At 70.5% G+C, this 24,960-nt stretch carries 18 protein-coding genes; 11 read left to right on the forward strand and 7 right to left on the reverse strand.

Going from position 1 to position 24,960, the window contains the following annotated elements; genetic code table 11:
* Positions 1-8: 8 nt before the first annotated feature.
* On the forward strand, positions 9-821 hold the full coding sequence (locus tag WMF17_RS17990) for a metallophosphoesterase family protein (RefSeq protein WP_437603310.1): 813 nt from the start codon (positions 9-11) through the stop codon (positions 819-821).
* Positions 822-1,164: 343 nt separating this feature from the next.
* Here the strand turns inward: WMF17_RS17990 and WMF17_RS17995 are convergent, their stop codons facing one another.
* The gene (locus tag WMF17_RS17995) at positions 1,165-1,569 is read right to left on the reverse strand and encodes a CBS domain-containing protein (protein ID WP_437603311.1); all 405 of its coding nucleotides are present in this window, start codon (positions 1,567-1,569) and stop codon (positions 1,165-1,167) included.
* A 665-nt stretch (positions 1,570-2,234) separates the two neighbouring features.
* Here WMF17_RS17995 and WMF17_RS18000 point away from each other — a divergent pair.
* From WMF17_RS18000 to WMF17_RS18015, 4 genes are all read left to right on the forward strand, one after another.
* Positions 2,235-3,056: a hypothetical protein gene (locus WMF17_RS18000; RefSeq protein ID WP_437650566.1), complete on the forward strand. Its 822-nt coding sequence runs from the start codon at positions 2,235-2,237 to the stop codon at positions 3,054-3,056.
* Between the two features lies 1 nt (position 3,057).
* Positions 3,058-7,185, forward strand: coding sequence for a serine/threonine-protein kinase (locus WMF17_RS18005; RefSeq protein ID WP_437650567.1), 4,128 nt, complete (start codon positions 3,058-3,060; stop codon positions 7,183-7,185).
* Positions 7,186-7,640: 455 nt separating this feature from the next.
* On the forward strand, positions 7,641-8,552 hold the full coding sequence (locus tag WMF17_RS18010; protein WP_437603314.1) for an esterase/lipase family protein: 912 nt from the start codon (positions 7,641-7,643) through the stop codon (positions 8,550-8,552).
* Positions 8,553-8,604: 52 nt separating this feature from the next.
* On the forward strand, positions 8,605-9,609 hold the full coding sequence (locus WMF17_RS18015) for a lipase secretion chaperone (protein ID WP_437650568.1): 1,005 nt from the start codon (positions 8,605-8,607) through the stop codon (positions 9,607-9,609).
* Positions 9,610-9,706: 97 nt separating this feature from the next.
* On the opposite strand, the gene WMF17_RS18020 is transcribed toward WMF17_RS18015, so the two are convergent.
* Entirely contained in the window at positions 9,707-10,363 is a 657-nt protein-coding gene (locus tag WMF17_RS18020; protein WP_437603316.1) for a hypothetical protein, read from the reverse strand.
* A 469-nt stretch (positions 10,364-10,832) separates the two neighbouring features.
* Complete coding sequence (locus WMF17_RS18025) at positions 10,833-12,386, reverse strand: GMC family oxidoreductase (RefSeq protein ID WP_437650569.1); 1,554 nt, start codon at positions 12,384-12,386, stop codon at positions 10,833-10,835.
* A gap of 173 nt (positions 12,387-12,559) precedes the next feature.
* Here WMF17_RS18025 and WMF17_RS18030 point away from each other — a divergent pair, with 173 nt between their 5' ends.
* Positions 12,560-12,904 carry a molybdopterin oxidoreductase gene (locus tag WMF17_RS18030; protein ID WP_437603318.1) on the forward strand — a complete coding sequence of 115 codons (345 nt, stop codon included), beginning with the start codon at positions 12,560-12,562 and terminating at the stop codon, positions 12,902-12,904.
* A gap of 171 nt (positions 12,905-13,075) precedes the next feature.
* A complete protein-coding gene (locus WMF17_RS18035) occupies positions 13,076-14,980 on the forward strand; it encodes a protein kinase domain-containing protein (protein ID WP_437650570.1) in 1,905 nt (634 codons plus the stop codon).
* 27 nt (positions 14,981-15,007) lie between these two features.
* On the opposite strand, the gene WMF17_RS18040 is transcribed toward WMF17_RS18035, so the two are convergent.
* The 4 genes from WMF17_RS18040 to WMF17_RS18055 form a co-directional block, all read right to left on the reverse strand.
* Complete coding sequence (locus WMF17_RS18040; protein ID WP_437650571.1) at positions 15,008-15,730, reverse strand: hypothetical protein; 723 nt, start codon at positions 15,728-15,730, stop codon at positions 15,008-15,010.
* 77 nt (positions 15,731-15,807) lie between these two features.
* Entirely contained in the window at positions 15,808-16,449 is a 642-nt protein-coding gene (locus WMF17_RS18045; protein ID WP_437650572.1) for a hypothetical protein, read from the reverse strand.
* 113 nt (positions 16,450-16,562) lie between these two features.
* The gene (locus WMF17_RS18050) at positions 16,563-17,198 is read right to left on the reverse strand and encodes a hypothetical protein (protein WP_437603322.1); all 636 of its coding nucleotides are present in this window, start codon (positions 17,196-17,198) and stop codon (positions 16,563-16,565) included.
* A gap of 206 nt (positions 17,199-17,404) precedes the next feature.
* Positions 17,405-18,733, reverse strand: a complete 1,329-nt coding sequence (locus WMF17_RS18055) for an ISL3 family transposase (RefSeq protein WP_437644356.1) — start codon at positions 18,731-18,733, stop codon at positions 17,405-17,407.
* Positions 18,734-19,521: 788 nt separating this feature from the next.
* Between WMF17_RS18055 and WMF17_RS18060 the strand changes: the two genes are divergently transcribed.
* The 4 genes from WMF17_RS18060 (at position 19,522) to WMF17_RS18075 (ending at position 24,900) form a co-directional block, all read left to right on the forward strand.
* Positions 19,522-19,851, forward strand: a complete 330-nt coding sequence (locus WMF17_RS18060; protein WP_437650573.1) for a hypothetical protein — start codon at positions 19,522-19,524, stop codon at positions 19,849-19,851.
* Between the two features lie 201 nt (positions 19,852-20,052).
* Positions 20,053-21,468 carry a hypothetical protein gene (locus tag WMF17_RS18065; RefSeq protein ID WP_437650574.1) on the forward strand — a complete coding sequence of 472 codons (1,416 nt, stop codon included), beginning with the start codon at positions 20,053-20,055 and terminating at the stop codon, positions 21,466-21,468.
* 307 nt (positions 21,469-21,775) lie between these two features.
* Positions 21,776-23,308, forward strand: a complete 1,533-nt coding sequence (locus tag WMF17_RS18070; protein WP_437650575.1) for a hypothetical protein — start codon at positions 21,776-21,778, stop codon at positions 23,306-23,308.
* Between the two features lie 644 nt (positions 23,309-23,952).
* Positions 23,953-24,900 carry a hypothetical protein gene (locus WMF17_RS18075; RefSeq protein WP_437650576.1) on the forward strand — a complete coding sequence of 316 codons (948 nt, stop codon included), beginning with the start codon at positions 23,953-23,955 and terminating at the stop codon, positions 24,898-24,900.
* Positions 24,901-24,960 lie beyond the last annotated feature (60 nt).

The following is a 24,960-nucleotide window of genomic DNA, read 5'->3' on the forward strand; positions in this document are numbered from 1 at the left end:
AGCCGCGCATGGAGCTCGTCGTCGCGCTCGTCTCGGATCTGCACTTCGGCCCGCAGGCGTCGTTCGGGGGCAAGCTGCGCAAGCTCACGGGCGACGCGCCCGCGCTCACGCGCGCCTTCGTGGAGCGGATGAACGAGATCACGCGGCCCGAGCTCGTCGTGAACCTGGGCGACGACATCGAGGACGAGGGGCCCGAGGCCGATCGGGCGCGCTACGGCGAGTGCATCGCCGCGCTCCGCGGCGTGCGGGCCGAGCTCTTCCACGTCGCCGGCAACCACGACGTCGTCCACCTGAGCGAGGCCGATCTGCTGTCCGCCTGGGGCAGGCCCGAGGTGACCCGGCTCCACTACGCGTTCGACCGCGGCGGGTTCCACTTCACGGTCCTGCACACGCGCGAGCGCAAGGATCACGATGTGTCGGTGGGGCCCGAGCAGCTCGCCTGGCTCGCCGACGACCTCGCGGCGTCCTCGCTGCCCAAGGTCGTGCTGATGCACCACAGCGCGGCCGATCAGGACCTCCGGGGCAACCGCTGGTTCGAGGGGAGCCCGCACATCTGCCTCGTGCGCGAGCGACGGGCGATGCGGAGGCTCTTCGAGGAGCACGGCGTGCTCGCCGTCTTCAACGGCCACCTGCACTGGAACCACCTCGACGTGATCCACGGTATCCCGTACGTGACGCTCCAGAGCCTGATCGAGAACCTCGACGACGACGCGCCGGGCCGCCCCGCCGCCGCGCACGCCGTCGTGCGGCTCGGCCCGAAGCGCATCGTGGTCGAGATCGAGGGCGCCGAGCGGGCGCGGTACCAGTTCGAGCGGCGGTAGGGCGGCCGGCGCGTTCACCGGCGCTTCACCCCGCGCACGCCGACGACCGGTCCGTTCAGCGCAGGATCACGCGAGCTCGAACGTGCCTGTCTCCGCGATCCCGCACTGCATCGATCGCAGCATGGATTCCAGCTCTCGCTCTCCATCCCATCCGCTGCGAGCAGGAGGTATCCAGCGCGATGCACGAGAAGACTTCCCCGTCTGCTGGAGCGGATCGGGCTCGGCCTGAAACCGCTCCAGCGTTCTCAGAGACACAGGTGAACATCGCTTCCAGCGCGCCGGCGCCGAGCGAGATGCCGAGCGAGATGGAGAGCGATGAGCTGCCCTCCGGGGGCCCTTCGCCTCAGGCGGAGGCCGGCGGGAGCGGCAGCACCCGCTCCACGAGATAGCGCAGGATGTCCTGTGGCGTGATGATCCCGACGAGCCGCCCCTCGCGCACGACCGGCAGATGGTGGATCCGGTTCTCGCGCAGCAGGGTCATCACCTCGTCGGTGGGCATGAACTCGTCCACGCAGATGGGCGGGGTGCTCATCACGTCCGCGGCCGTCATGCTCTCGTACTCCTTGCGCAGGAGCACGCCCAGGAGATCCGTCTCGCTGACGAACCCGACGATGCGGTGGCCCTCGTCGATGACCGGCGCGCCGCTCAGGTGATGCTTCGCGAACAGCTGCAACATGTCGGTGACCGGCGTGCCCTGCTCCAAAGCGATCACGCGCTCGGTCATCAGATTGCGCGCATGGCCCTTCATGGTGTGCGGCATGTAATGATCAAGGCGCAGCGGCGTCAAGGGCGCAGCGACGCGCCGCGCCGAGCAGTCCGTCCAGCCGCCGTTCGTCCTCCCCACCGCCCCCCCGTCGGGCGAACGCCGCAGAGAGCGGCGCGCGCCCCGGCCCGGACGAGCTCAGCGCGGCCCTCCCGGCCGACCCCGCAGGCCGGCAGAGAGCCGTCCTCCACCCGGGGCGACGCCAGCGCGGCGAACGCCCCCGCGCGCCGCCCGGCAGGAGGGTGGCTGTCAGCGACAGGAGGCCGCCTCGCCGCTCATCGCGGCTACGTCGCCCATCGCGCCTCCGTCCCCGGTACCAGCATCGCTGTTCTTGATACCGTGGACAGAGCGGGAGTCTCGCGTCGACAGCGCCGACAGAGCGTTCGCGCCGCGACACAAAAAAAGAGCGTATTGCGTGCGCGCCGGTCTTTGCCGCGCGATTCATCAGTGACATCTTTCCATGCGTTGCTGTAACGGAGACGACCGACATCGGCCGCTCCGGCCTTGTTGGTTTCTTCGCGGCTCGTGCACTTGAACCAAGAACTACGTACCGGCGCTGCGACGCGAGCTCCCGTGGCCCGCGTCGCAGCGCCGGTCGTTTCGGGAGCTCACGGGCGAAGAGCTCATGGGCATCCCAGGGGGCGTTGACCATGGAGCATTCGCCGAAGCTGGCTGCACTCGTCCTGGCCGTCGCCGCGCTGTTCACAGGCGCATGCGTGGCCCCGCTCGATCCGGAGGCCGAGGCCGCGGACGACGCCGCGTCCCAGCCCGTCCGGTCGCACAACGCGCTGACGTCGAACGCGCTGACGTCGAACGCGCTCACGGCCGAGGCGCTGACGTCGAAGGCGCTGACGTCGAACGCGCTGACGGGCCAGGCGCTCTCGGGCAACTCGCTCACGGCCCAGGCGCTCCGCGACCCGTCTGCGCGCACCGTGCTGCGGTACATCGCGAGCTGCGCGCTGCCAGCAGGCGAGCGCCTCACCGTCGCGCTCGACGACGACGAGCTCTCCTTCCCGGGAGAGCTCGGCCTCGCGCCGAGCTGGGGCCAGGTGGGCGGCTCCTGCGACGGCGCGTGCCGTACCTGGGTCAGCGGCTGCGTCCTCGCCCGCGTCAACTACCTCGGACAGAAGGTGAGCCTCTCCCTCCGCGGCAATCGCGCGGAGCTCCGCGCCGACAAGGTCGAGCGCTCCGCGTACCCCATGCGGGAGGCGACGTACTACGGCGACATCTTCGCGGAGGTGCCCCGCTACCACGCGTGCCTCCCGCCGGAGGCCTCCGCCATCCCCCGCGTCTGCGGGCCGTCGCTCGAGACGTGCGCGATCGAGGTCGCCGGCTCGTGCGACAGCCTGTGCGACGCGCCGAGCGGCGACGGCAGCTTCCCGAACTGCCGCGGCAAGGTCCGCGGCCGCTCGGGCAAGCTCACCGTCGAGAAGACGCCGCACCCGGGCTCGGTCACCGCGTTCCTGCGCTGACGTGGGCCACGCGGAGATCATCGCGGGGCGCTTCGTCATCGAAGGAGAGGCCGCCGCGGGCGGGATGGGCACCGTCTACAAGGCGCACGACCGCCTCGGCGGCGTCTCGGTCGCCCTCAAGATCGTCCGCCTGAGGAGCGCGATCCAGGTCGAGCGGTTCGAGCGGGAGGCCGCCCTCCTCGCCGCGCTCGTCCATCCGGGCATCGTGCGCTACATCGCGCACGGCAGCACGCCGGAAGGCGACCGCTACCTCGCCATGGAATGGCTCGACGGCGAGGACCTCGCCGCGCGCCTCGCCCGCCGCTTCCTGCCCGCGAGCGAGGGGCTCTCGCTCGTGCGCCGGGCCGCCGACGCCCTCGCGTTCGCGCACGCGCGCGGCGTCGTCCACCGCGACATCAAGCCGAGCAACCTCTTCCTCCCCGGCGGCGACGCCGGGCGGGTCAAGCTCGTCGACTTCGGCATCGCGCGGCCCAGCGCGGACGCGGGGCGCGTGACCGTCACCGGCGGCGTCCTCGGCACGCCCGGGTACATGGCCCCGGAGCAGATCGAGGCCAGGAGCGCGCCCGATCCGCGCAGCGACGTGTTCTCCCTCGGGTGCGTCCTGTTCGAGTGTCTCACCGGCCAGCCCGCCTTCGCAGGCGCGAGCCCGATGGCCGCGCTCAGCAAGATGCTCCTCCTGGATCCGCCCCGCCTCCGCGACCTGCGCGCGGACGCGCCCGCGCCGCTCGACGAGCTCGTCGCGCGCATGCTGTCCAGGCTGCCCGGCGATCGCCCGCGCGACGGCGCCGACGTCGCGGCGGAGCTCGACCGGATCGTCGCGATGGGTGGCGCGTGGACCGCGCCGCCCGACGCGCCGACGCTCTCGGGGAGCGAACCTCCCGGCGCGCCGACGCTCGCGGGGGGGAGCGCGCCGGCCCGCGGCCCCGGCCCGCGCGAGCGCGTCGCCCTCACGCTGGACGAGCAGCGCGTCGTGAGCCTCATCTTCCTCGGCGAGGCCGACCACGGCGCGGCCCGGGCGCCGCAGCCGGCCGCGCTGGCCGCGGCGGTCCCGGGCTCGCCGCCGCCCGCGTCGGCCAGCTCGCCGCCGCCCGCGTCCACCTCGCGCGCCGCCGAGCTCCGCGCGCTCGTCGAGCTCCACGGCGGCAGGCTCACGCAGCTCGCCCCGGGCGTCGACCTCGTCATGATGTCCGGCCCCGGCAGCGCCGTCGATCGCGCCGAGCGCGCCGCCCAGTGCGCGCTCGCCCTCCGCGCCGAGCTGCCCGGCGCACCGCTCTGCGTCATCACGGGGCGGGGCGTCTTCTCCGCGGGCCTCGCCGAGGGCGACGTCATCGACCGCGGCCTCGCCGAGCTCCGCGCCGCGCCCACCGGCGCCGTGCGCCTCGACAGCGCGACCGCCGGCATGCTCGGGCCGCGCTTCGTCGTCGCGCGCGTTGTCCACTCGACGACCCCCGCCCCCTCGGCGCCGGGCGAGCCGCTCGTCCTCTCCGGCGAGCGCGCCGTCGACGAGATCGCCCCCGCGCTGCTCGGGAAGCGCACGCCCTGCGTCGGCCGTGCCCGCGAGCTCTCCATGCTCCACGGCGTGCTCTCCGGCTGCATCTCCGAGTCGCTCGCGAGCGCCGTGCTCGTCCTCGGGCCGCCCGGCGCCGGCAAATCCCGGCTCCGCCTGGAGCTCTTCGCCGCCCTGCGGCAGCGCGACGAGCCGGTCGAGATCCTCTGGGGCCGCGCCGACTCGGGCTCCCCCGGCTCGCCGTTCGGCATGGTCGCCGACGTGCTCTGCCGGGCCGCCGGCCTCCGCGCGCGCGACCCGGCGTCGGCGCGGCACCGCAAGCTGAAGCAGCGGCTCGGGCGCCACCTCGCCGGCCCGGCGCTCGAGCGCGCGGCGGCGTTCCTCGGCGAGATCGCCGGCGCGCCGTCGCCGGAGCACGCCCGCGTGTTGCGCGCCGCGCGCCAGAGCGCGGCCGGCGTGAGCGACGGCGTGTGGGCCGCGTGGGAGGACTGGCTCGCGGCCGAGTGCGCCGCGCGCCCGGTGCTCGTCGCGCTGGAGGACCTGCACTGGGGCGACGTCGCCACCGTGCGCCTGCTCGACGCGACCCTCCGGAACCTCCGCGAGCTGCCGCTCATGCTGCTCGCGCTCGCGCGCCCCGACGTCCACCGGCAGTTCCCGAGCCTCTGGGCCGAGCGCGAGGTGCAGACGATCAAGCTCGGCCCGCTGCCGCGCCGCGCGAGCGCGGAGCTCGTGCGCGCCGCGCTCGGCGCGTCCGTGGCCGAGGGCGTGGTGGCGCACCTCGTCGAGCGCGCCGGCGGCAACCCGTTCTACCTGGAGGAGCTCATCCGGGCGGTCGCGAGCGGCAAGGGCGAGCTCCTGCCCGACTCGGTGCTCGGCACGGTCGAGGCGCGGCTGGATGCCGAGGGCAACGAGGGCAAGCGCGTGCTCCGGGCGGCCAGCATCTTCGGCGATCGCTTCTCGAAGCCAGGCGTCGCGGCGCTGCTCGGCGGCGAGGGGCACCTCGCCGACGTGGAGGCCTGGCTCAGAGCGCTGGCCGACCGCGAGCTCGTCGCGCCGGCCTCCGGGTCGGGGAGCCTCACCGACGCCGCCGACTACGTCTTCCGCCACACGCTCGTCCGCGAGGCCGCCTATGCCATGCTGACCGAGCCCGATCGCGCGCTCGGCCACCGGCTCGCGGGCGCGTGGCTCGAGCGGGGCGCCTCCGCGGATCCGAGGGTCGTGGCCGAGCACTTCCGCCGTGGTGGAGAGCCCGGCCGCGCGGTGCGCTGGTACCGGCGCGCGGCCGAGCAGTCGCTCGAGGCGAACGACCTGCGCGCCGCGCTCGAGCGCGCCGACTGGGGCGAGACGTGCGGCGCCGCGGGCGAGGACCTCGGCGCGCTCCGGCTTGTCGCGGCGGAGGTCAAGGTCTGGGAGGGCGATCTCGCCGCCGCCGAGGAGCTGGGCGCGTCCGCTGCCGAGCTGCTCCCCGCCGGCGCACCCGGGTGGTTCCGGGCCGTCACCCAGATCGCCGCCGCGGCGGGGAAGCTCGGCGCCGTCGATCGCGTGGCGGGGTGGGCGGCCGTCGCCGAGGGCCTCGTTCCGGCCGCGTCGCCGCCCTCCGCGTCGCCGCCCCCCAGCACGCTCGCGTCGCCGTCCCCCAGCACACTCGCGTCGCCGCCCTCCGCGTCGCCGCCCTCCGGCGCGGCCGCGCTGCGGCGCGCGCGGATCGCGTGCTTCTGCGAGTGCGGCGCGCAGCTCGTCTTCGGCGGCCGCTACGCCGAGGCCGACGCCCTGCTCGCGCGCATCGACGAGGACCTCCGCGCGCTCCCGCCGCCGGACGCCGAGCTCGTCGCGATGGCGCAGCAGCTCCGCGCGATCCGCGCCTCGGCCGGCGGCGATCCCGAGGCGTGCCTCGAGGGCCTGGAGGCGGCGCTCGCGGCCTTCGAGCAGGCCGGGGACAGGCGCAGCGCGTGCGTGATCGGCGCGAACCTCGGCTTCATCTACGCGGAGCTCGGCGAGCTCGTGGCGGCCGAGTCCGTCCTGCGCGCCGCCCAGGAGGCCGCCGATCGGATGGGGCTGCGCGAGCTCGCCACCGTGGCGCTCCACAACCTCGGCCACGTGCTCGGGCAGCTCGGCAAGCTCGACGAGGCGCTCTTCGTCGAGCGGCGCGCGGTGGAGGCGTTCCAGCTGCGGGGCGACCTCCGCATGGAGGGCGTGGCGCGGACCTACCTCGCGAAGATCGCGCTGCTCTCGGGCGACGCCGCGACGGCCGAGCGGGAGGCGAGGGCGGCCGAGGCGGCGCTGCACGTGGCCCCGCGGCTGCGCGCGCCCGCCGTGGCGGTGCGCGCGCGCGCGCTGCTGGCCGGCGGCCAGGTCGAGGCGGCGCTCGACGCGGCGCGGGAGGCGTTCGGCGAGCTCGCGGCGCTCGGCTCCCTGGAAGAGGGCGAGTCGCTCGTGCGGCTCGCGTACGCCGAGGCGCTCGCGGCGTCCGGCGCCCACGGCGAGGCGGGCGCCGTGCTCGCCGAGGCCAGGGAGAGCCTGCTCGCGCGGGCCCAGCGGATCGCAGACCCACGGCGGCGCGAGCGGTTCCTGACCGCGGTGCCGGAGAACGCACGCATCGTCCTGGGCGCCGCAGCGACGTAGGCCCGGGCGCCGCAGCGGGCTGGCCGGCCCGAGGGGTGCATGCCCCCCTCCGCCTCGCCCGCCCGTGCGCATCCGCTTCCCGGGCGACTCGGCCCGACATGGACGGTTTGACGCCGCCGCGCTGATGGCCTGTCGCGCCGCCTGGACCAACGCGACCCGTGCGGGGAAGGACACCGACCTGCCGATTGTCCAGGATAAGCGAGACGCTTGTTGTGCTGAGAGCCTGTGAGTTCCTCTTGATTCGAATTAAAAAAATACTCTATCAGAGGTGACAGGTGATCAGACGAGCTCATTCCTCCAACAGGCGCGCTGTACTACCCACTACCGTCACACCTGCTCGAAATCAGCAGAGAGTCGAGAGAAAACGAGGGGCTGGGTGCCGAATGTGGATTGACGCGTTGCGCTGTGCAGCGGGAGCTGCCGTGCTGCTGCTCTCGCAAGGATGCGTTGCGTCGATGGATGAGGCGATTGACGCAGAGCGCGCCGAGGTCGGCGAGGCGGCTCTGGCGCAGAAGAGCTATGCAAAGACGCAGTATCCGATCGTGCTCTGTCACGGGATGGCCGGCTTCAAGGCGATGTTCGGTGTGGTCGACTACTTCGGTGGGATCGCCTCGACGCTGCGCTCCGACGGAGCGGAGGTGTATGCCACCGCGGTGCCCCAGTTCGACAGCACCGAGGCGCGCGGGGAGGCGCTGCTCGCGCAGGTCGAGGATATCGTCGCGCGCACCGGGAGCGGGAAGGTGAACCTGATCGGGCACAGCCATGGAGGGCTCGACGTCCGGTACGTCGCCGCGGTGCGGCCGGATCTCGTCGCCTCGGTGACCACGATCGGGGCGCCGCACCAGGGGGCCGAGCTCGCCAGCTATCTCCAGGAGAACCTCCGCGACGGCGGGCTCACCCAGGGGGCGCTCTCGTTCCTCGCCAACAGCCTCGGCTCGGTGCTCAGCCTGTTCAGCGGGCACTCGACGCCTCAGGACTCGGTCGCCGCCGTGAGGTCGCTCTCCGCCGAGGGGATGCGCGAGTTCAACGCGCATTATCCGGCCGGGCTGCCCGACAGCCGGTGCGGGCAGGGCGCCGCCGAGGAGAACGGCGTGCGCTTCTTCTCGTGGTCGGGGACCGGGATCATCACGAGCCTCCTCGATCCGACCGACCTGACGCTCGGGCTCATCTCCAAGCTGTACTCGGAGTCGAACGACGGGATGGTGGGCAGGTGCAGCTCCCACCTGGGAGAGGTGGTCCGCGACGACTACGGGATGAACCACCTCGACGAGGTGAATCAGCTCTTCGGGTTCATCAACCTGTCTGGACCGAACCCGAAATCCGTGTTCCGGGCGCACGCGAGCCGCCTGAAGAACGTCGGTCTCTGAGCCGGCGAGGGCCCTCGTGGAGCGTCGTGGAAGAAACGTTCTCCTCGCGGCGATGGCGCTCGCCGCGCTGCTCGGCGTCGGGCAGGTCGCCTCGCGGGAGCGGCCCAGGCCGTCCGCGCCGGGCGCCCGATCGAGCGGGCTGACCGCGCGCAGCTGGCGGACGGAGGCGTTGCCGGCGCTGTCGACGGCGCCGGCCCCCGCGCGCCTCCGGCAGGCGCTGTCGGTCGCGCCGCCCGACAGCGCGCCGCGGCGCGTCGCAGCGCCCTCGCTTCGCGGCACCGACGTCGACGGCGCGGTGCTCGTCGACGCGAACGGCGATCTGATCGTCGGCCCCGAGCTCCTTTCGCTGTTCGACTACTTCCTGAGCGCGACCGGCGAGGAGCCGGCGGCGGTGATCAAGGCCCGCATCGTGGCGGCGATCCGGGAGCGCGCCACGGGCCGCGCGGCGGAGCAGGCGATCGCGCTGCTCGACCGGTACCTCGGCTACCGCGAGGCAGCCGGCGCGGCGCGCGTCGCGCAGGCGGCCGATCCGGCGGAGCGGCTCGCCGCGCTGCGCGAGATCCGGCGGGAGCAGCTCGGCGCGGACGTCGCGGCGCAGCTGTTCGGCGACGAGGAGCGGGAGGGGGAGGCGGCGATCGAGACGTCCCGCCTCCTCGCGGACGCGACCCTCTCGCCCGCGGAGCGCGACGCGCGGATCGCGGAGGTCGAGGCGGCGCTGCCCGAGCACCTCCGCGAGGCGCGGGAGGCGGCGGTGCGCCCGCTCGTCCAGCAGGCCGAGGAGCAGGCGCTCCGCGACGCGGGCGCCTCGGACGAGGAGCTGCACGCGCACCGGGTCGCGACCGTGGGCCCCGAAGCCGCCGACCGGCTCGCCGAGCTCGACCGGCAGCGGGCTGTCTGGCAGCAGCGCCTCGACGCGTTCGCCGACGCGCGCGCGGCGATCGCGGCGAGCGAGCCCGATCCGGAAGCGCGGCGCGCCGCCGAGGAGGCGCTGCTCGCGCGCGCGTTCACGCCGGAGGAGCGGCTGCGCGTGCGGGCGATCCTGAGCTCCGCGCCGTGACCCGCGCGCCGGCGCGGCGCGAGCACGCCGCGGCGAGGTGCGTCCCGCGATCGGGCCGCGAGCGGCGACGTCGCGCCGTGGCACCATCGCGCCGTGGCTACATCGAGCCGTGGATCGAGAGCCCGAGCCCGTCGGCGGTGACGAGCGGCGCTGCGCCCATCTGGAGCACGCGGCCGCGCTGCACCGGCACGCGCACCTGCCGCGGCAAGGCGACGCCGCCGAGCAGCATCCCGAGACCGACGGCCTGGCCGGCGCCCAGGACGGAGAGGCCGACCGCGCTGGCCGCCGAGTGCCGCCCCGTGCCGAGGTGGATCCAGGGGCCGGCCACGGGGATGAGCAGCGAGCTGGGGCTGGGCGCGACCCTGCCGCGTTGCGGGACGAGGGAGCAGGCGCACTTGGTGCATTTAGGCACGAGGCGGGGCTCCGGCCGCTCGAGCGAGAGGGCGGCGCCGTAGAGGGCCGACGCGGTCCAGAAGCCGCCCAGCGTGGACGCTCCCGCGATGATCCAGCGCCTCTTCTGAGGGTTCGCGACGTAGGTGGTGGCGGCGGTCTGCTGCGTGGTGATCGCGGCCCGCTGCGGCCCGAGGCTGCCTTGCGTCGAGGCCCGAGGCGAGATGACCTGTGTGGCGTCGCCCGCGGAAGCGCTGGAGATGCCGAGACAGACGCCGAGCCCGAGAAGCCCGGCGAGCCCCGCGACGACGCCTCTCCCTCCAGTTGACCTACGGCTGTATCTCCCCATCTTCGAAGTCCGCATGAGCCCCTCCCGGTGCCATGAAACGCACCTGCGCTGGAGAGAGCAAGCCCCGGGCCCTCTCGAGATGCCTGGGCCCCGGTCGGCTCGAATGCCCGAGATCCGAGCCACGGAGGCACAGAGAGCACAGAGGGCAAGGAGAGCACAGAGGCTCTCTGCGATTCCCGCCGTGTCCTCTGCGCCGCCGGGATTCCGCTTCCTGGAGGGGAGACGCCGGGTCCTGCGTCCGGGGAGGACCTGGAGAGCGGCGCTCGGCTCCGACAGGCACACCGGCCCGGATCAAGAAAACCGCAAGGACGCCAGGGACGCCAGGAGAGGTCGGAAGATTCTTCTCCCGGCGTCCTTGGCCCCTTGGCGGCCCGTATCCTTCTCTTCCGAGCACCGCGCTGGACCGGTTCTCGTCCCGGCGGAATACACACCTCACGAGACAATGCGACGTGACGCGCGTGATTACCTGGCTGAGAACGACAGGCTACACAGCGCCCTCGCGGAGCCACTCGCCGAACCGCTCGCCGATCATCAGCGCGGTCAGGTTCGTGTTCACGCTCGGGATGGTCGGCATGATGCTCGCGTCCGCGACGAGCAGCCCCTCGACGCCGCGGACGCGCCCGCGCCCGTCGACCGCCGCCGCCGGATCCCCCTCGGGCCCCATCGGGGCGGTCCCGCACGGGTGGTAGCCGGAGCCGCAGCTCCGGTAGATCCACCGCTCCAGCGCCTCGCGCCGCATCAGCGTGCGCTCCGTGGGCCAGAGAAACCAGCCGAGCTCGCGCATCGGCGCGGTGCGGGCGACCTCGTACGCGAGCTGCATCGCGTCGACCGCGCGCGCCAGGTCGTCGCGGTCGACGAGCATGTTCGAGACGATGCGCGGCCGCGCGTGGGGATCGGCGCTCAGGTGCTCGATGCGGCCGACGCCGCGCGGCTTGCCGATGCAGCACGCGATGGCGAACGCCGGGATCGTCAAGCGCGGGTGCAGCGGGAAGAAGGAGCCCGGCTGGAGCTGCATGTCGTTCGGGTACGGGCTGCCGCGCGACGTGTAGCGGAGCACCGTCTGGACGAGCGGCTGGCGCAGGACGTCGATCAGCCCGCGGCGGCGCGGCCACAGGCCGATGGCCGCCCCCGGATGATCGAGCAGCCGCGCCCCCACCGCGGGCACGTCGGACACGGGCGCGACCCCGAGGCGCGCGAGCTCGGCCCGCGGCCCGATCCCGCTGCGCAGGAGGATCCCGGGCGTCGCGATCGCCCCCGCGCTCAGCACCACCTTGCGCGTCACGACCACCTCGACGCGCCCGTCGGTCTCGATCTCGACCCCCTCGACCCGGCGGTTCCGCACGAGCACCCGCCGCACCGTCGTGCGCGGCCGGAGCCGCAGGTTCTCGCGCCGGCGCACCTCGGCGGTCAGGTAGCAGCGCGCCGCGCTCATGCGCTGGCCGTCGATCTTGTTCATCGCGTGCGGCCCGACGCCGCCGGGCGCGCGCGGATCGTTCGTGTCCGCGCACTCGGGGTGTCCGAGCGCCCTGCACCCGTCGACGAACGCCGCCTGCCACGGCACGAGCTCCTCGCGCCGCGCGCGGCGGATCGGCACCGGGCCGCCCTTGCCGTGCCAGGGCTCGCCGAGGTCGCGGTCGTCCTCGAGGCGCTTGAAATAGGGGAGGCAGGCGTCGAAGCCCCACTCGGGCAGGCCGAGCGCGGCCCACTCGTCGTAGTCGTACGGCTGGCCGCGGATCGCGATGCAGGTGTTCACGGCCGACGAGCCGCCGACCACCTTGCCGCGCGGAAAGAGGAACATGATCTGCCCGGGCGTCGGCCGGTGGCGGTAGCCCCAGTCGTGCGCGAGCCACGAGTTGCGGGTGCCGTCCCGCAGGTCGGCGGGCAGGCGGTCCAGGTCCGGGTAGTCCGGGCCCGCCTCGAGCAGCAGGACCTCGCGATCCGCGCGCTCGGTGACGCGCGCGGCGATCACGGCGCCCGCCGAGCCGGCCCCGACGACGACGAGCTCAGCGGTGCTGCCAGGGTGGGACGAAGAGGACATCGACGTTCGAAACACCTTGGAAACTCGACCTACACGGGATCGCGTCGCCAGGCAACGTGCCCTCGAAACCGGGTGCGCCGTATGCCTGTCGTGCAGTTGCATCGCGTCCCACGCGGCGCGCGCCCATCCGACGGCGGAGCGCGCCCGTCCGGCGACTCGCCCCGGAGGCCACATTGGAAACACCGAGGTTCATACAGGGTGTCTACGCGTTCGAGGGGCAGGGCCTGGAGCAGCCGGTCCCCCTTCGCCCCGTGATCGGGTACACCGTCCCGCGAGACAAGCGCGCGCAGCTCATCTACCTGCGCGCGGGCAACTCCACGTCCGAGCTCATCTACCTGCTCCTCCGGCGCGACGGCCAGCCGATGCGCTACTTCCCGATCGGCGCCAAAGGCGCCATCCACGTGCCGCTCGTCATCGTCGAGGACATCCACCCCGAGACCGTGCTGGAGCTGTCCGTGGGCGCGCCCGAAGGGGTGCGCGGCCTCGCGACGATCGACATCGGCCTGGCGGAGATCTGAAGTCGTATCGCACGTCCAGGAGCTGCGTCGGGTGGATCGCGCCCGGCGCGGCGGGGACCCGACCCTGGCGGCGGCGGCGGCGGGCGCTTTGCGGCGCCCCTGGACCGCGCGTCCGGGGGTACGCTACCGGGATGCGTCGCCCGCGACGCCGCCCGGAGGGTCCCTCTCGCCATGGCCGATTTCACGACAGCCGCACCGCTCGCCCCCGGCACCGTCCTCGGGGGCGATTTCCGCATCGTTCGCCCCCTGAGCCAGGGCGGCATGGGCGCCGTGCTCGTGGCCGAGCAGCTCTCCACCGGCAAGCCGCGCGCGGTGAAGCTGATGCACGCGCAGCTCGCGCAGGACCCGCGCTTCCGCGAGCGCTTCGAGCAGGAGGCGAGGGTCGGGGCGCGCATCGAGAGCGACCACGTGGTGGAGGTGGTCGCGGCCGGCGTCGATCCGGTGACGCAGACCCCCTGGCTGGCGATGGAGCTGCTCGACGGCGCCGACCTGTCGGCCGTGGTGGCGCAGCGCGGCGCGCTGCCGCCCGACGAGGTCCGCGAGCTGATGGGGCAGCTGTGCCACGCGCTCGCGGCGGCGCATCGCGCGGGCGTCGTGCACCGCGATCTCAAGCCCGAGAACGTCTTCGTCGCGCGGCCGCGGCAGCAGAACGTCCGCTTCAAGGTCAAGGTGCTCGACTTCGGCGTCGCGAAGATCGTGGCCGAGGCGCGGGCCACAACGGCGGTGACCGCGTCGGTCGGGACGCCGCTCTGGATGGCGCCCGAGCAGACCGAGGCTGGCCAGCACGTCACCCCGGCGTCGGACGTCTGGGCGCTCGGGCTGCTCGCCTTCACCCTGCTCACCGGGCGCATGTACTGGCTCGAACCCACCCGCGGGCCGAGCGCCTCGGTCATGTCGCTCATGCGCGAGGTGCTGTTCGTCCCGCTGGAGCCGGCGTCCGCCCGCGCCGCGCGCCACGGCTGCGCGCACCTGATCCCCGCGGGCTTCGACGCCTGGTTCGCCGCGTGCGTCGCGCGCGACGTCCGCGCTCGCTTCGCCGACGCGGCGCAGGCGATGGCGGCGCTCGATCCCGTGCTCGCCGCGGCCGTCCCCCGGTCCGCGGCTCCGCCGCCAGGGCCGTTCGCGCCGGCCCCGCCGCCAGGGCCGTTCGCGCCGACCCCGCCGGCCACAACGGGCTCGCCGCCGGCCACGACGGGCCCGACCTACCCGACGATGGCCGGCACCGACGTCGGCGGCATGTCCGGCGGCACCCTGGCGCTCGTCCAGGCCCGACCGGTGCGCAAGGCGCCCTGGGGCCTGCTGCTCGCGATCGCCGGCGGCGGGCTGCTCGCCGTCGCCGCCCTCGTCGTCGGCGGCATCGTGGTCGTGGAGCGCCTGCGCGCGACCGAGCCCACCGCCCTCCCGCCGCTGTACGGCAGCGCCGGCGCGACCCCCGGCAGCGCCCCGACGGCGCCGATCGGGCCATCGAGCACCGCCGCGGCCAGCGACATCGACCTGGCCGGCACCTACGACATCACGTCGTCGCGCAACCCGGGCGGGCAGGGCAGCTACGCGGGCAACGTCCTCCTGTCGAGGAGCGGGGACACGTACCGCATCGCCTGGATCATCACGAAGGGCGCCGGTTACGAGGGGATCGCGCTCGTGCAGGGGCAGACCGTCGCCGTGGGCTGGGCGAGCGGCGGCCCGTACGGCGCCGCCGCCTACCGCATCGACGGCGATCGCCTCCGCGGGCAGTGGATCTCCACCGATCGGCCGGGCCGGATCGAGGTCGAGACGCTAGAGGGGCCCGAAGGGCTGACCGGCAGCTACAGCATCGTCGAGGGCCTCCGGAAAGGGACGGTCGTGATCGCGCGCACGGGCGACACGTACGCGGTGACCTGGACGCTGAGCACCGGCGGCACGCTGAAGGGGGTGGGCCTCCGCTCGGGCGATCAGCTCGTGGTGGGCTGGTCGCCGGGCCAGCAGGTCGGGGTGGTGAGCTATGCGATCGAGGGCAGGCAGCTCACGGGGCGATGGGCGAGCCTGGGCGGCACGCAGGCGGGGACGGAGACGCTGCTGCGCCGGTCCGGTTCGTGAGCCGGTGGCGACCCCGGGCGCGATCGGTCAGAGCTGCCCATACTCACGGATCCGGTCGCGCTGTTCTCCCTTGTCTCCCTTGTCGGGCTCCAGATCGACGACGATCCCGAGGCGCGATTCGACGTAGGCCGCCCAGAGGGTTCCATGCGTCGGAACGCTGGTCCAGGTATTCATCTCCGTGATCGACAGGAGCCCATCCATGCTCCGATCGAATATTCTTATGTCCCTGAATCGTAATCCGCATGTGAGGCCGAGCTGGACGTTGACATTGAGGGAATACACGTCCCCACCGAGGAAGAGATCGACGTGCGTGGTCCGGACAAGGGTCGCCTGCGGCCTCAAGGTCGTGGTGAACATGGGAAGAACGGCTCCGATCAGTTGGTATAATTGAAGGCTCGTAGCCGCGCTCCCTCGGAACGGTCCGGCTTCGAACGTGGCATGGATCCCCAATTTCTTGCCTTCTATCGTCGACATGTTCTCCTTGCCCACTCCAGCGCCGATAAAATACCCGATGTTGAGCTCCTGGGTGGGGCTCGCGGTCTGTCCGAAGCTCACCATGACCGTATGGACGGCCCCCGGATCTGTTCCGCCGCCGTACGTGGCTCCGAGTCTCGCGAGATGGGGGAGCTTCGTTTGAGCGATGCCGTTGAGGTGGAGGCCGTCCCAATGGAATTTCTCAGGCGGCCGTGGCTCCTCAGCTGATGCCAGAGCGGCGAGGGTGAATACTCCGAGACCTGTCAGCGCGCGCAAGAATGGCGGCCCTGGCCCATTCGACCAGCGGGTCGATGGCTCCCACGAGATGAACGGCGGCGTGAGATAAGTTCGAGTCATTCGACCTGCATGCGGGCGATGCACTCTGGGTTCTTTACTAGTTCGTCGATGTCGATGTCGCCGTACTCGTCTTTGGTCATGTAGGCGCTTTCCATGGCGCTGACTCCGCGGATGTCGCTCGTGACGTCTGGCTGCGATGCGCTCTCGAAGTGTCTTAAAACGGCGGAGCAGATCGAAAATTGGTCTCTTGCCAGATCTCGAACGCTCAATACAGATTCGCAGTCGATTGAGGTGTTGCTCAGTATTTCCTCGTATGCGTTGAATTGCCACCTGAAGTCCCTGCAGCTCTCGGCCATCCTGTTGAGCTCCGTCGCTCGCGATGCGATGTCGCATTGCTTCGAAAGCGCTGGCTCAGGTGGAGGTGTGGGGCTGCCTTCGCCGGCGTGGGGCTGTTCCTCTCTCTGCTGGATGTGGTGGTCGCGGCGCTGGAGGGTCTCTTCGCAGCTGATCAACTTCTTCCGGGTGACGCTCAGAGCTGACCGAACATCGGAGTCGTCGTTTCTGGCGGCGTCCTGGTGTGATTGATGTTGGCTTTTACTCTCCGCCGAGGCTCGCCCCAGATTGTATGTTGCCGCCGACGCGGCGATCGCGATGATCCCAAATCCAAGCCATCTTGTCGGTTTTGATGATGTTTTCATGCGTCGAACGTCGCGGATCGAGGTCCAGATGGTACTCGCGAGAACGGCGACCTTGGCCTGTTGGACTGACGGGGCGATGGCTCCCGCGACCTGAGCGGAGGAGTGGATTCGAGTTATTCGGCCTGCATGCGGACTATGCACGCTGGGTTCTTTACCAGCTCATCAATGTCGATGTCGCCGTATTTGCTAGTGATTGTGTAAGCATCGTCTACCGCGCCGACGGCGAGAGGATCGCTCGTCGCGTCCTGGGATCCGGGTTCCTCGTTGATTCTTGTAATGAGAGCGCAAGTCTGGCGCTGTCTCTGGGCTAGGTTTCGAATGCTCAAGACGGTTTCGCAGCCGACCGTGCTGTTTCCCAGGATCGCCTTGTATGCATCGAAGTGTCTTCTAAAGTTCCTGCAGTGCGCGCCCGCTATATTCAGATCTTGCGCTTGCATCGCGATGATGCATTGCTTCGAGAGCTCTCGCTCAGGTGAAGGCGTGGGGTTGGCTTCGCTGATGTAGGGCTCCCTCGCTCCCTCGTGAAGATCGTGGTCGCGACGCTGGCGGGTCTCTTCGCAGATGGCCAACCTTTGCTGGGTGGCGCTCAGAGTTGACCGAAGATCGGGTTTGTTCTTTCTGACGTCCTGGCGCGTTTGAGGCCGGTTGTCGCTCGGCGCCGAGATTCTTCCCAGGTTGTACGCTGCCAAAGCGGCGACGGCGATGAACCCCAATCCAATCCATGTTGTCGGTTTCGGTGATGTTTTCATCTGTCGAGCCTTGTGGATTGATGGCGATCGTCGTCGGAGCCGCAGCTGGTGAGGTGTGGAGGAGTCTCCCGGTGCTGTGAGCTAGTAGTAGCAGGGATCCTTCTTGGTTGGCGTTATCCCGACATTCTGAGGCTTGATGATTAGGGTGGTACCGCTGTTGGGTTGTAATGACTCGCGCCATTCATTGCATGATTTAGGGCTCTCTTTTAGGTTTGGTGGAAGCGTGGCCACGTGTGAACAGGTTGCAGCGAGAGACCTGAACAGCAGAGATGAATCAGCGCGATGAGGGAGGAGGCTCCGTGGAGGCCGTAGGACCGTCGCGTGATGGTGCGCACCTTGCCATTGGTGCCTTCCGAGCGTGCGTTCGACAGCCCGCTCGCGACGTAGGCGACGATGCCGTCGAGATGGTGACCAATCGTTCGCGCCGCTTTGGCGAAGGGCTTGAGACCCGAGTGCGTGGCCCACGACATCCACTCTTCGAGTTTCGCCAGTACGACATTCGGCTGACGCCGATCGAGAATGGCTGCGAACGACTCCTTGAGCAGGTAGGCGCGGTAGAGCGTCGCGTTCGTCTTCGGCAGTTCCGTCAGCTTCGCTTGCTCGATTGCAGTCAGATTCCAAGGGTTCTTCTGCAACGCGAATCGGGTATGCTTCAGCGCGCTGCGGTCTTCGGGGTCTTCGATTGTCCTCACTTCTGCACGGCGTACTTCGTCGAGCGCGTCATGAACCAGCCGCTGGACATGAAAGCGGTCAAAGATGATCTGCGCGTTCGTCGCCGACTCCGAGACCGCCGAGATGTACGCTTTCGACATGTCGATCGTGACCGCCTGGATGAGCGCGCATCGCTCCGAGCCGAGCTCTTGGAAGAAGGCCCGGAGCGTGTCGGCGTTCTTCCCCTCTCGCGCCCAGACCACGCGCCCGGTGACGTGGTCGACCACGATGGTCACGTACTTGTGGTGTTTCCTGTAGGAGAGCTCGTCGATGCCGATGTGCGTGAGCCCGTCGAGGATGTCGCGGGGAAGCCGCCGCTCGACCACGCGACTAATGATTGCACCGACCGTCGCCCACGCGACGCGCATCATCGTCGAGACGACGGTCTTCGAGGTCATCTGCGCCAGGTAGCCGACCGTCTCCTCGAAAGCGTGCGTGAACCAGCTCATCGGGTCGGCCCACGGCACCATCTCGGTAGTCACTCCGCACCGCGGGCAACGCAACCGCCGCGGCGAGTACCGGAGCTCCAGCGACATCCCCGCGAGGTCGAGGTGACGCCAGCAACGCGGTTTCCGCTGGTCGTACACCTTCCTCACCGGGCGACCGCACCCTCCGCAGCGAGGGATCTCCGTGGTCGGCTCGACGTCGCAGACCAGCCCGTCCGCCGTGAATTGCGCGCCCGTGACGCGAGTGAACTTGATTCCGAGGACATTGTTGAGCAGAGTGGTCGCGCGCACAGCCGATCGGGCTCCAAGGGTTGGTGTCGTAACCCCCGAGGTAGCCCGTCGGCTGTGCGCGTTCCATCCCCAATCGCACCGCGCCATTCCTGCGCCGAGCTCGCCCGCAACGCCGCGGGGGCCGGGACCAGGTCACGCAGCCGCGCTTCCACCAAACATCTCGGAGAGCCTGATTTAGTGGCGAGTATGAGGAGGAATCGGTCTTGTAGCGGCGTCGTCCCCTCGCAGTAGATTGGCTGGGGCCAGACGGTCTCTTGTGCGCACAGCGCTTGGCACGTGGGGGATGGATCCATGCATGTCGGTGGTGGCTTTCCATCGAAGATCGTGCATCCGGTCTGGGATAGTACCGTCACGGAAATGATATGGGCGAGGCTGGGACGGATTGTCATTGAACGATGAAGTGCTGCGGTCATAGACTCTTGCTCTCAGGGGCATCTGGTGGGGCCTCGCGTTTGCCTCAAGAAGGAGGGAGGAGGATACAGGAAAGGTTGCCGTTCTTCGATGAATCCGTGCACATGGTCGCGGCCGGACGCCGCGAGCGAGCGCGTCGAGCTCGCCAAGGCACGCGCACGATGCCCAGGACGTCGCGAGCAATCGATGACTCGCGCGGCCGGTCGCGGACGATCTCGTTTCGTTTCCAGGGGATCGACGGGGGGCCGATCGGTGCGCGCGGTTCACGTCGCGAATGCTCGTTGGCAGCGCTCCCACGCCGCGCTTCAGAGAGCACCTTGCTGCGCAGCGCGCCCCCGTCGGCGAGCTCCGCGACGACGGCGGCGTAGCGCTCGATCGGGACCGGCTCCTCGAGGGGCGCTCCTGATGCCCACGCCGGCGACCACCATCAGGCGCTCGCGCTGCGCGAGGTCGCGCAGATCGACGTGGGCGCGCCAGGTGAGGAGGTCTACAGCGCGATCGACGCGCAGCACCACGACCTCGGGGACCTCGACGCGGGCTCGGACGGCTACAGCTTCGGGCCGTTCGCGCTCGGAAACCGGGGCGGCGTCTACGACGCCATCGCGGGGGAGGACGACGACGTCGAGATCGACGAGACCTCGGGCGGCGACCGGTTCGCCTGGAGGGGAGAGGCGTCTGCGACGCGTGAAGGCGCGCGGAAGCGATTGTGCGGTCTGATTTTTCTGCCTGAGCGGTCGCTCCACATCCAGGTCGCGGTGGCGCAGCTAACGAAATGCGTTGCAACGGTGACCTGACCCACGTATGCGTTCCATCGTGGGAGACCACGTTCGCATGGTGCTCCGGCGTTGCCGAGGCATCAGGGCGATGGTGGTCCTCCCATGGGCACTGGAACTTCTCGTGGAGGGATCAGACTCATGAACCACCAAGTTCGATACGCTCTCTCGGCGCTGTCCATCGCCGCGTCGGTGAGCGTGGCAGGACCAGCGAATGCAGACGTGACCATCTCGGGAAACGTATCTCCCCAGAATCCATCCGACCCTTGGGACCTCGGGCTGAGCCAGCTCGTCGTGGGAGCCGGGACGGTCGAGGTGACCCATGGCGGGACGTTGATCAGCCCCGGCGCATCGGTGCGAGGGGGAGGTGATGCCTGGTTCGGTACCGTCAAGGTCGACGGGTATGGCTCGACCTGGGTCAACAATGGAACCATTGAGCTCGGCGCGAGCCTTATCGAGAGTTGGCTCGTCGTCCGGAACGGCGCCGAGGTGACCACCGATGAGCTCAGGGTGGGCGTCAGAGGCTCGCTGGGTGACGCTTTTGTACTCGTCGAGGGGTATGACGCCACCCTGACGAGCAGGACGAACCTCTCCATCGGCCATACTGGGCAAGGCCACGTCGAGCTCAAGGAGGGAGCGAGCATCTTCTCACATAACGTCTATATCGGCGGAGTCGGCAACTGCACAGTCTGCGGGGGTGACGTCGCCATCACGGGTTCCGCGACGACGTGGGTGAGCACGGGGGAGTTCATCCTGGGCGTGAAGACTGGCAGCTTGCTGAACATCCGGCGCGGCCAGCTCTTCACCGTGGGCGCGCGCATCGACGGCGATGACCTCCGGCGCAGCCACGCGAGCGTGAGCGGCTGGGGCGGCACGTGGACCAACCAGGGGCTCCTGCGCGTGGGGGCAAGTCATAGACAGGGCACGATCACCGTCGGGGCTTACGGCACCCTCGTCACGGAAGACACCGAGATTTACTCCGCGTTCGCCGAGGGCTTCATCAAGGCGAACGATGTCTATGCATCGTGGCTCAACAGCGGCGACGTCACCCTCTTTGCCATAGGCAATCACTCTCCGTCGATCCTGGTCGACAAGGGCGCCTTCGTGAGCATCGGCGGCCTCCTCCGGACTGCGCAGCCGGCCAGCGTCCCCTATCGCTACCTGGGGCCCTCGGTGCGTCTCGCGGACGGCGACCTCGTCGCGGGCGCGATGGAGGTCGCGGAGGGCGATTTCGACCTCGCCGGCGGGCGCCTCGAGATCGGCAGCTTCGTGGGCGATCTCGCCAACATGCAGGGCGGAGAGCTCTCCGTCGGAGCGGTTCACGCTTCGACCGACATCGCCGGCAGCTACAGCCAGGGGCCGGGCGCCGCCCTCAGCATCGCGGTCGCGGGCTCGAGCGCCTTGCCGCTCCTCCAGGTGGATGGGGATCTCGTTCTCGACGGGGCGCTGGAGGTCCGGCCGGCCGACGGCGCCGTGTCGTTCGAGGCCGGGGACACCGTCGTTCTGCTCGGTTGGCTCGGTGACCTCACGGGGACGTTCGCTGCCGTGAATATCGCCTTGCCGCTCGCCCCAGGGCTCGCCTGGGACGCTTCGGCGCTGTACACGACCGGCGAGATCACCGTCGTGACCGCGAACTGAGCGCCCTGCACGCGGCTGCAGGTCTCGCCGGGCTCCTCCCCGAAGACGGTGATGTTGTAGCGGCCCCGGACGCCGCACGAGATCAACTCGTCCGGTGTTATGTTATCTGATTTATGCCGCCCGAACGGTCACTCCATATCCGAGTTGCGGTGGCTCAGCTGACGAAATGCATTGCAGCGGTGACCCGACCCACGTATGTGTTCCATCGTGGGAGACCACATCCGCATGGTGCTCCGGCGTTGCCGGGGCATCAGGGCGATGGGGGTCTCCCATGGGCACTGGAACTTCTCGTGGAGGGATCAGAATCATGAATCATCAATTTCGACGCGGTCTTTCGGCGCTGCTCGCGGTTGCGTCGCTGAGCGCGGCAGGACAAGCCTATGCGAACGTGACCGTCACTGGGGATGTGTCGCCCGAGGACCCGAGCGATCCGTGGGACCTGGGCTCGAGCACGCTCCTCGTGGGGGGCGCGAGCGCCGTTTGGGAACCGACCTTCGACAATGGGGAAGTGATCGTCACGAGCGGCGGGAAGCTGTTCAGCGCAGCCGCGCTGGTGGGGAATAACGCCAGCGGTACGGTCCAGGTCATCGGGTACGGCTCGATGTGGACCAACAGCGGATCCATCCAGCTCTGCGCGAGCGGCTACTGCGATGGGTCGCTCATCGTCCGGAACGGTGCCGAGGTGAGCACCGATGAGCTCGTCGTGGGCAATCGAAACTCGATGAGCCTCGGTCGTGTGCTCGTCGAAGGGTATGACGCCACCCTGACGAGCCGGACGAATACATACATCGGCCTCAGGGCACGAGGTCGCGCCGAGCTCAGGCAAGGAGGGCGCTTTTTCTCGAACAACGTCTATATCGGCGGCGCCCTGGGGTGCTCGGTTTGCAATGGCTCGGTGACCGTGGCCGGCTCTGCGACGAGATGGGTCAGCACGGGCGAGTTCATCGTGGGCGTGTACAGCCCGGGCACGTTGGACATCTACCGGGCCGAGCTCTCCACGGTGAATGCCAGGATCGGGCTCTCCAGCACGTTTTCCAGCAGTAAGGCCAGCGTGAGTGGTTGGGGTGGTACGTGGACCAACCAGGGGCTCCTGCGCGTGGGGACGGATCTCGGATACGGCGAGCTTACCCTCGGGGCTTATGGAACCCTCGTGACGGAAGACACAGAGATTCACTCCGAGCTCGGCGGGGGCTTCATCAAGGTGAACGATGTCTATGCATCGTGGCTCAACAGCGGCGACGTCACCGTCTTCGCCATAGGCAATCAGTCTCCGTCGATCCTCGTCGACAACGGCGCCTTCGTGAGCATCGGCGGCCTCCTCCGGACTGCGCAGCCGGCCAGCATCCCCTACGTCTATCGCTACCTGGGGCCCTCCGTGCGTCTCGCGGACGGCGACCTCGTCGCGGGCGCGATGGAGGTCGCGGAGGGCGATTTCGACTTCGCCGGCGGACGCCTCGAGATCGGCAGCTTCGCGGGCGATCTCGCCAACATGCAGGCTGGCGAGCTCTCCGTCGGAGAGGTTCACCCCTCGACCTACGTCGCCGGCAGCTACAGCCAGGGGCCGGGCGCCGCCCTCTCCATCACGGTCGCAGGCTCGAGCGCCTTGCCGCTCCTCCAGGTGGATGGGGATCTCGATCTCGACGGGGCGCTGGAGGTCCGGCCGGCCGACGGCGCCGTGTCGTTCCAGGCCGGGGACACCGTCGTTCTGCTCGGTTGGCTCGGTGACCTCACGGGGACGTTCGCTGCCGTGAATATCGCCTTGCCGCTCGCCCCGGGGCTCGCCTGGGACACTTCGGCGCTGTACACGACCGGCGAGATCACCGTCGTGACCGCGAGCTGAGCCCATCTCGATCATCCGCCCGCTCTGCGCCGCCGGCCCCGCGCCGCCGCCGGCGCAGAGCACCTCCAGCCGGTCGGCCGGCCGCGGATCGTTGCGGTCGAGCCTCTGCACGAGCGCCGTCGAGGCCGCGAGGCGGAGGCGCTCCCGGTCGCCACCCGGGCAGCTGAGCTTTCCTCGGGCATCGGAGGCGGTCCTGCCGGGGCAGCTGAGCTTTCCTCGGGCATCGGAGGCGGTCCTGCCGGGGCAGCTGAGCTTTCCTCGGGCATCGGAGGCGGTCCTGCCGGGGCAGCTGAGCTTTCCTCGGCCATCGGAGGCGGTCCTGCCGGGGCAGCTGAGCTTTCCTCGGGCATCGGAGGCGGTCCTGCCGGGGCAGCTGAGCTTTCCTCGGCCATCGGAGGCGGTCCTGCCGGGGCAGCTGAGCTTTCCTCGGGCATCGGAGGCGGTCTTCCCGGGCGCCCCCTCACGACGTCCGGCGAGCTGCCGTCGGGATCTTGCTAGGTCCGTTGACCGTACGGGACAGGTGGTTACTCCTGCCCGGAACGTCCGGCGGGGGCCGGACGCTCACAACGCGTCCAGCTCCGGGGGCAGGGGGGTCATGTTCCTCCGCCGCCCGGCGAAGGGCATCAACGAGAGGTGTTCCCCTCATGGCCAAGCCTTCCACTCCGGTCGACAAGAAGAAGCCAGCTCCCACGAAGCCCGCGGCCCCGCCCCGGGCGGCGGCGGCGTTCGACAGCATCCTCCCCGAGATCGAGGCGCTGAGCCCGGATCGGCTCATCTCCATCAAGATCGACATTCCTCGCGCCGTCTCGCTGGTGCTCGGCGTGCTGCCTGGCCTGCTCGCGCTGCGCCCCGCCATCGTCGAGCACCTGCGGCAGCACGATGTCGCGGCGCTCGACCGTCTCGAGATCTACGCGCTCGCCGCCTGGTACGCGCACCTTCAATGGCTGTCCACCGGAGGCGCCGAGAACGCGCTGAAGCCGCTGCTCGCCGAGGCGGCCGCGCTGCGCGAGAACCTGCTGGGCGACGCCGAGGCGCTCGCCCGTCGCGGGCTGCTCGACGCGGAGACGGTCGCGGAGATCCGCGCGGGCCACGGGCACATCGACACGGCCAACGACCTCGTGGCGCTCTCGGCGCTCTTCGGCGGGAGCTGGTCCGACATCGCCGGCAAGACGGCGGCGACCGAGGACGAGGTGAAGCGCGCCGGGGAGATCGGGCCGCAGCTCCTCGCCGCCCTCGGCGTGCGGGAGCACGGCAAGGGGCCCGGACCGACCGAGGCCGCGGACAAGCGGGCGCGCGCGTTCGCGCTGCTCGCGCACGCCTACGACCAGACCCGCCGCGCCGTGGCCTACCTGCGCTGGAACGAGGGCGACGCCGACACGATCGCGCCGTCGCTCTACAAGGGCCGCGGCGGCCGCGGCGGCCGCGCGGCGGCGTCCAGCGACGCCGCGCCCGAGCCGGAAGACGCCGAGGCGCCGCCCGTGGCGGCCGCGCCAGCGCCGGCTGCCGGCGCGGCGCCCGCCGCAGCACCGAACGGCGCGGGGGCGCCGCCGGCACCGATGGGGACGTCCGAGGGCGCGCCGCCCACCGGCTAGCGCCGCGTCGCCGAACGATGAGGCGGCCCCGAGGTCGGAGAGATCGCGACGGCCGAGCCG

The organism is Sorangium sp. So ce362 (assembly GCF_051519845.1).
GTDB lineage: Bacteria > Myxococcota_A > Polyangia > Polyangiales > Polyangiaceae > Sorangium.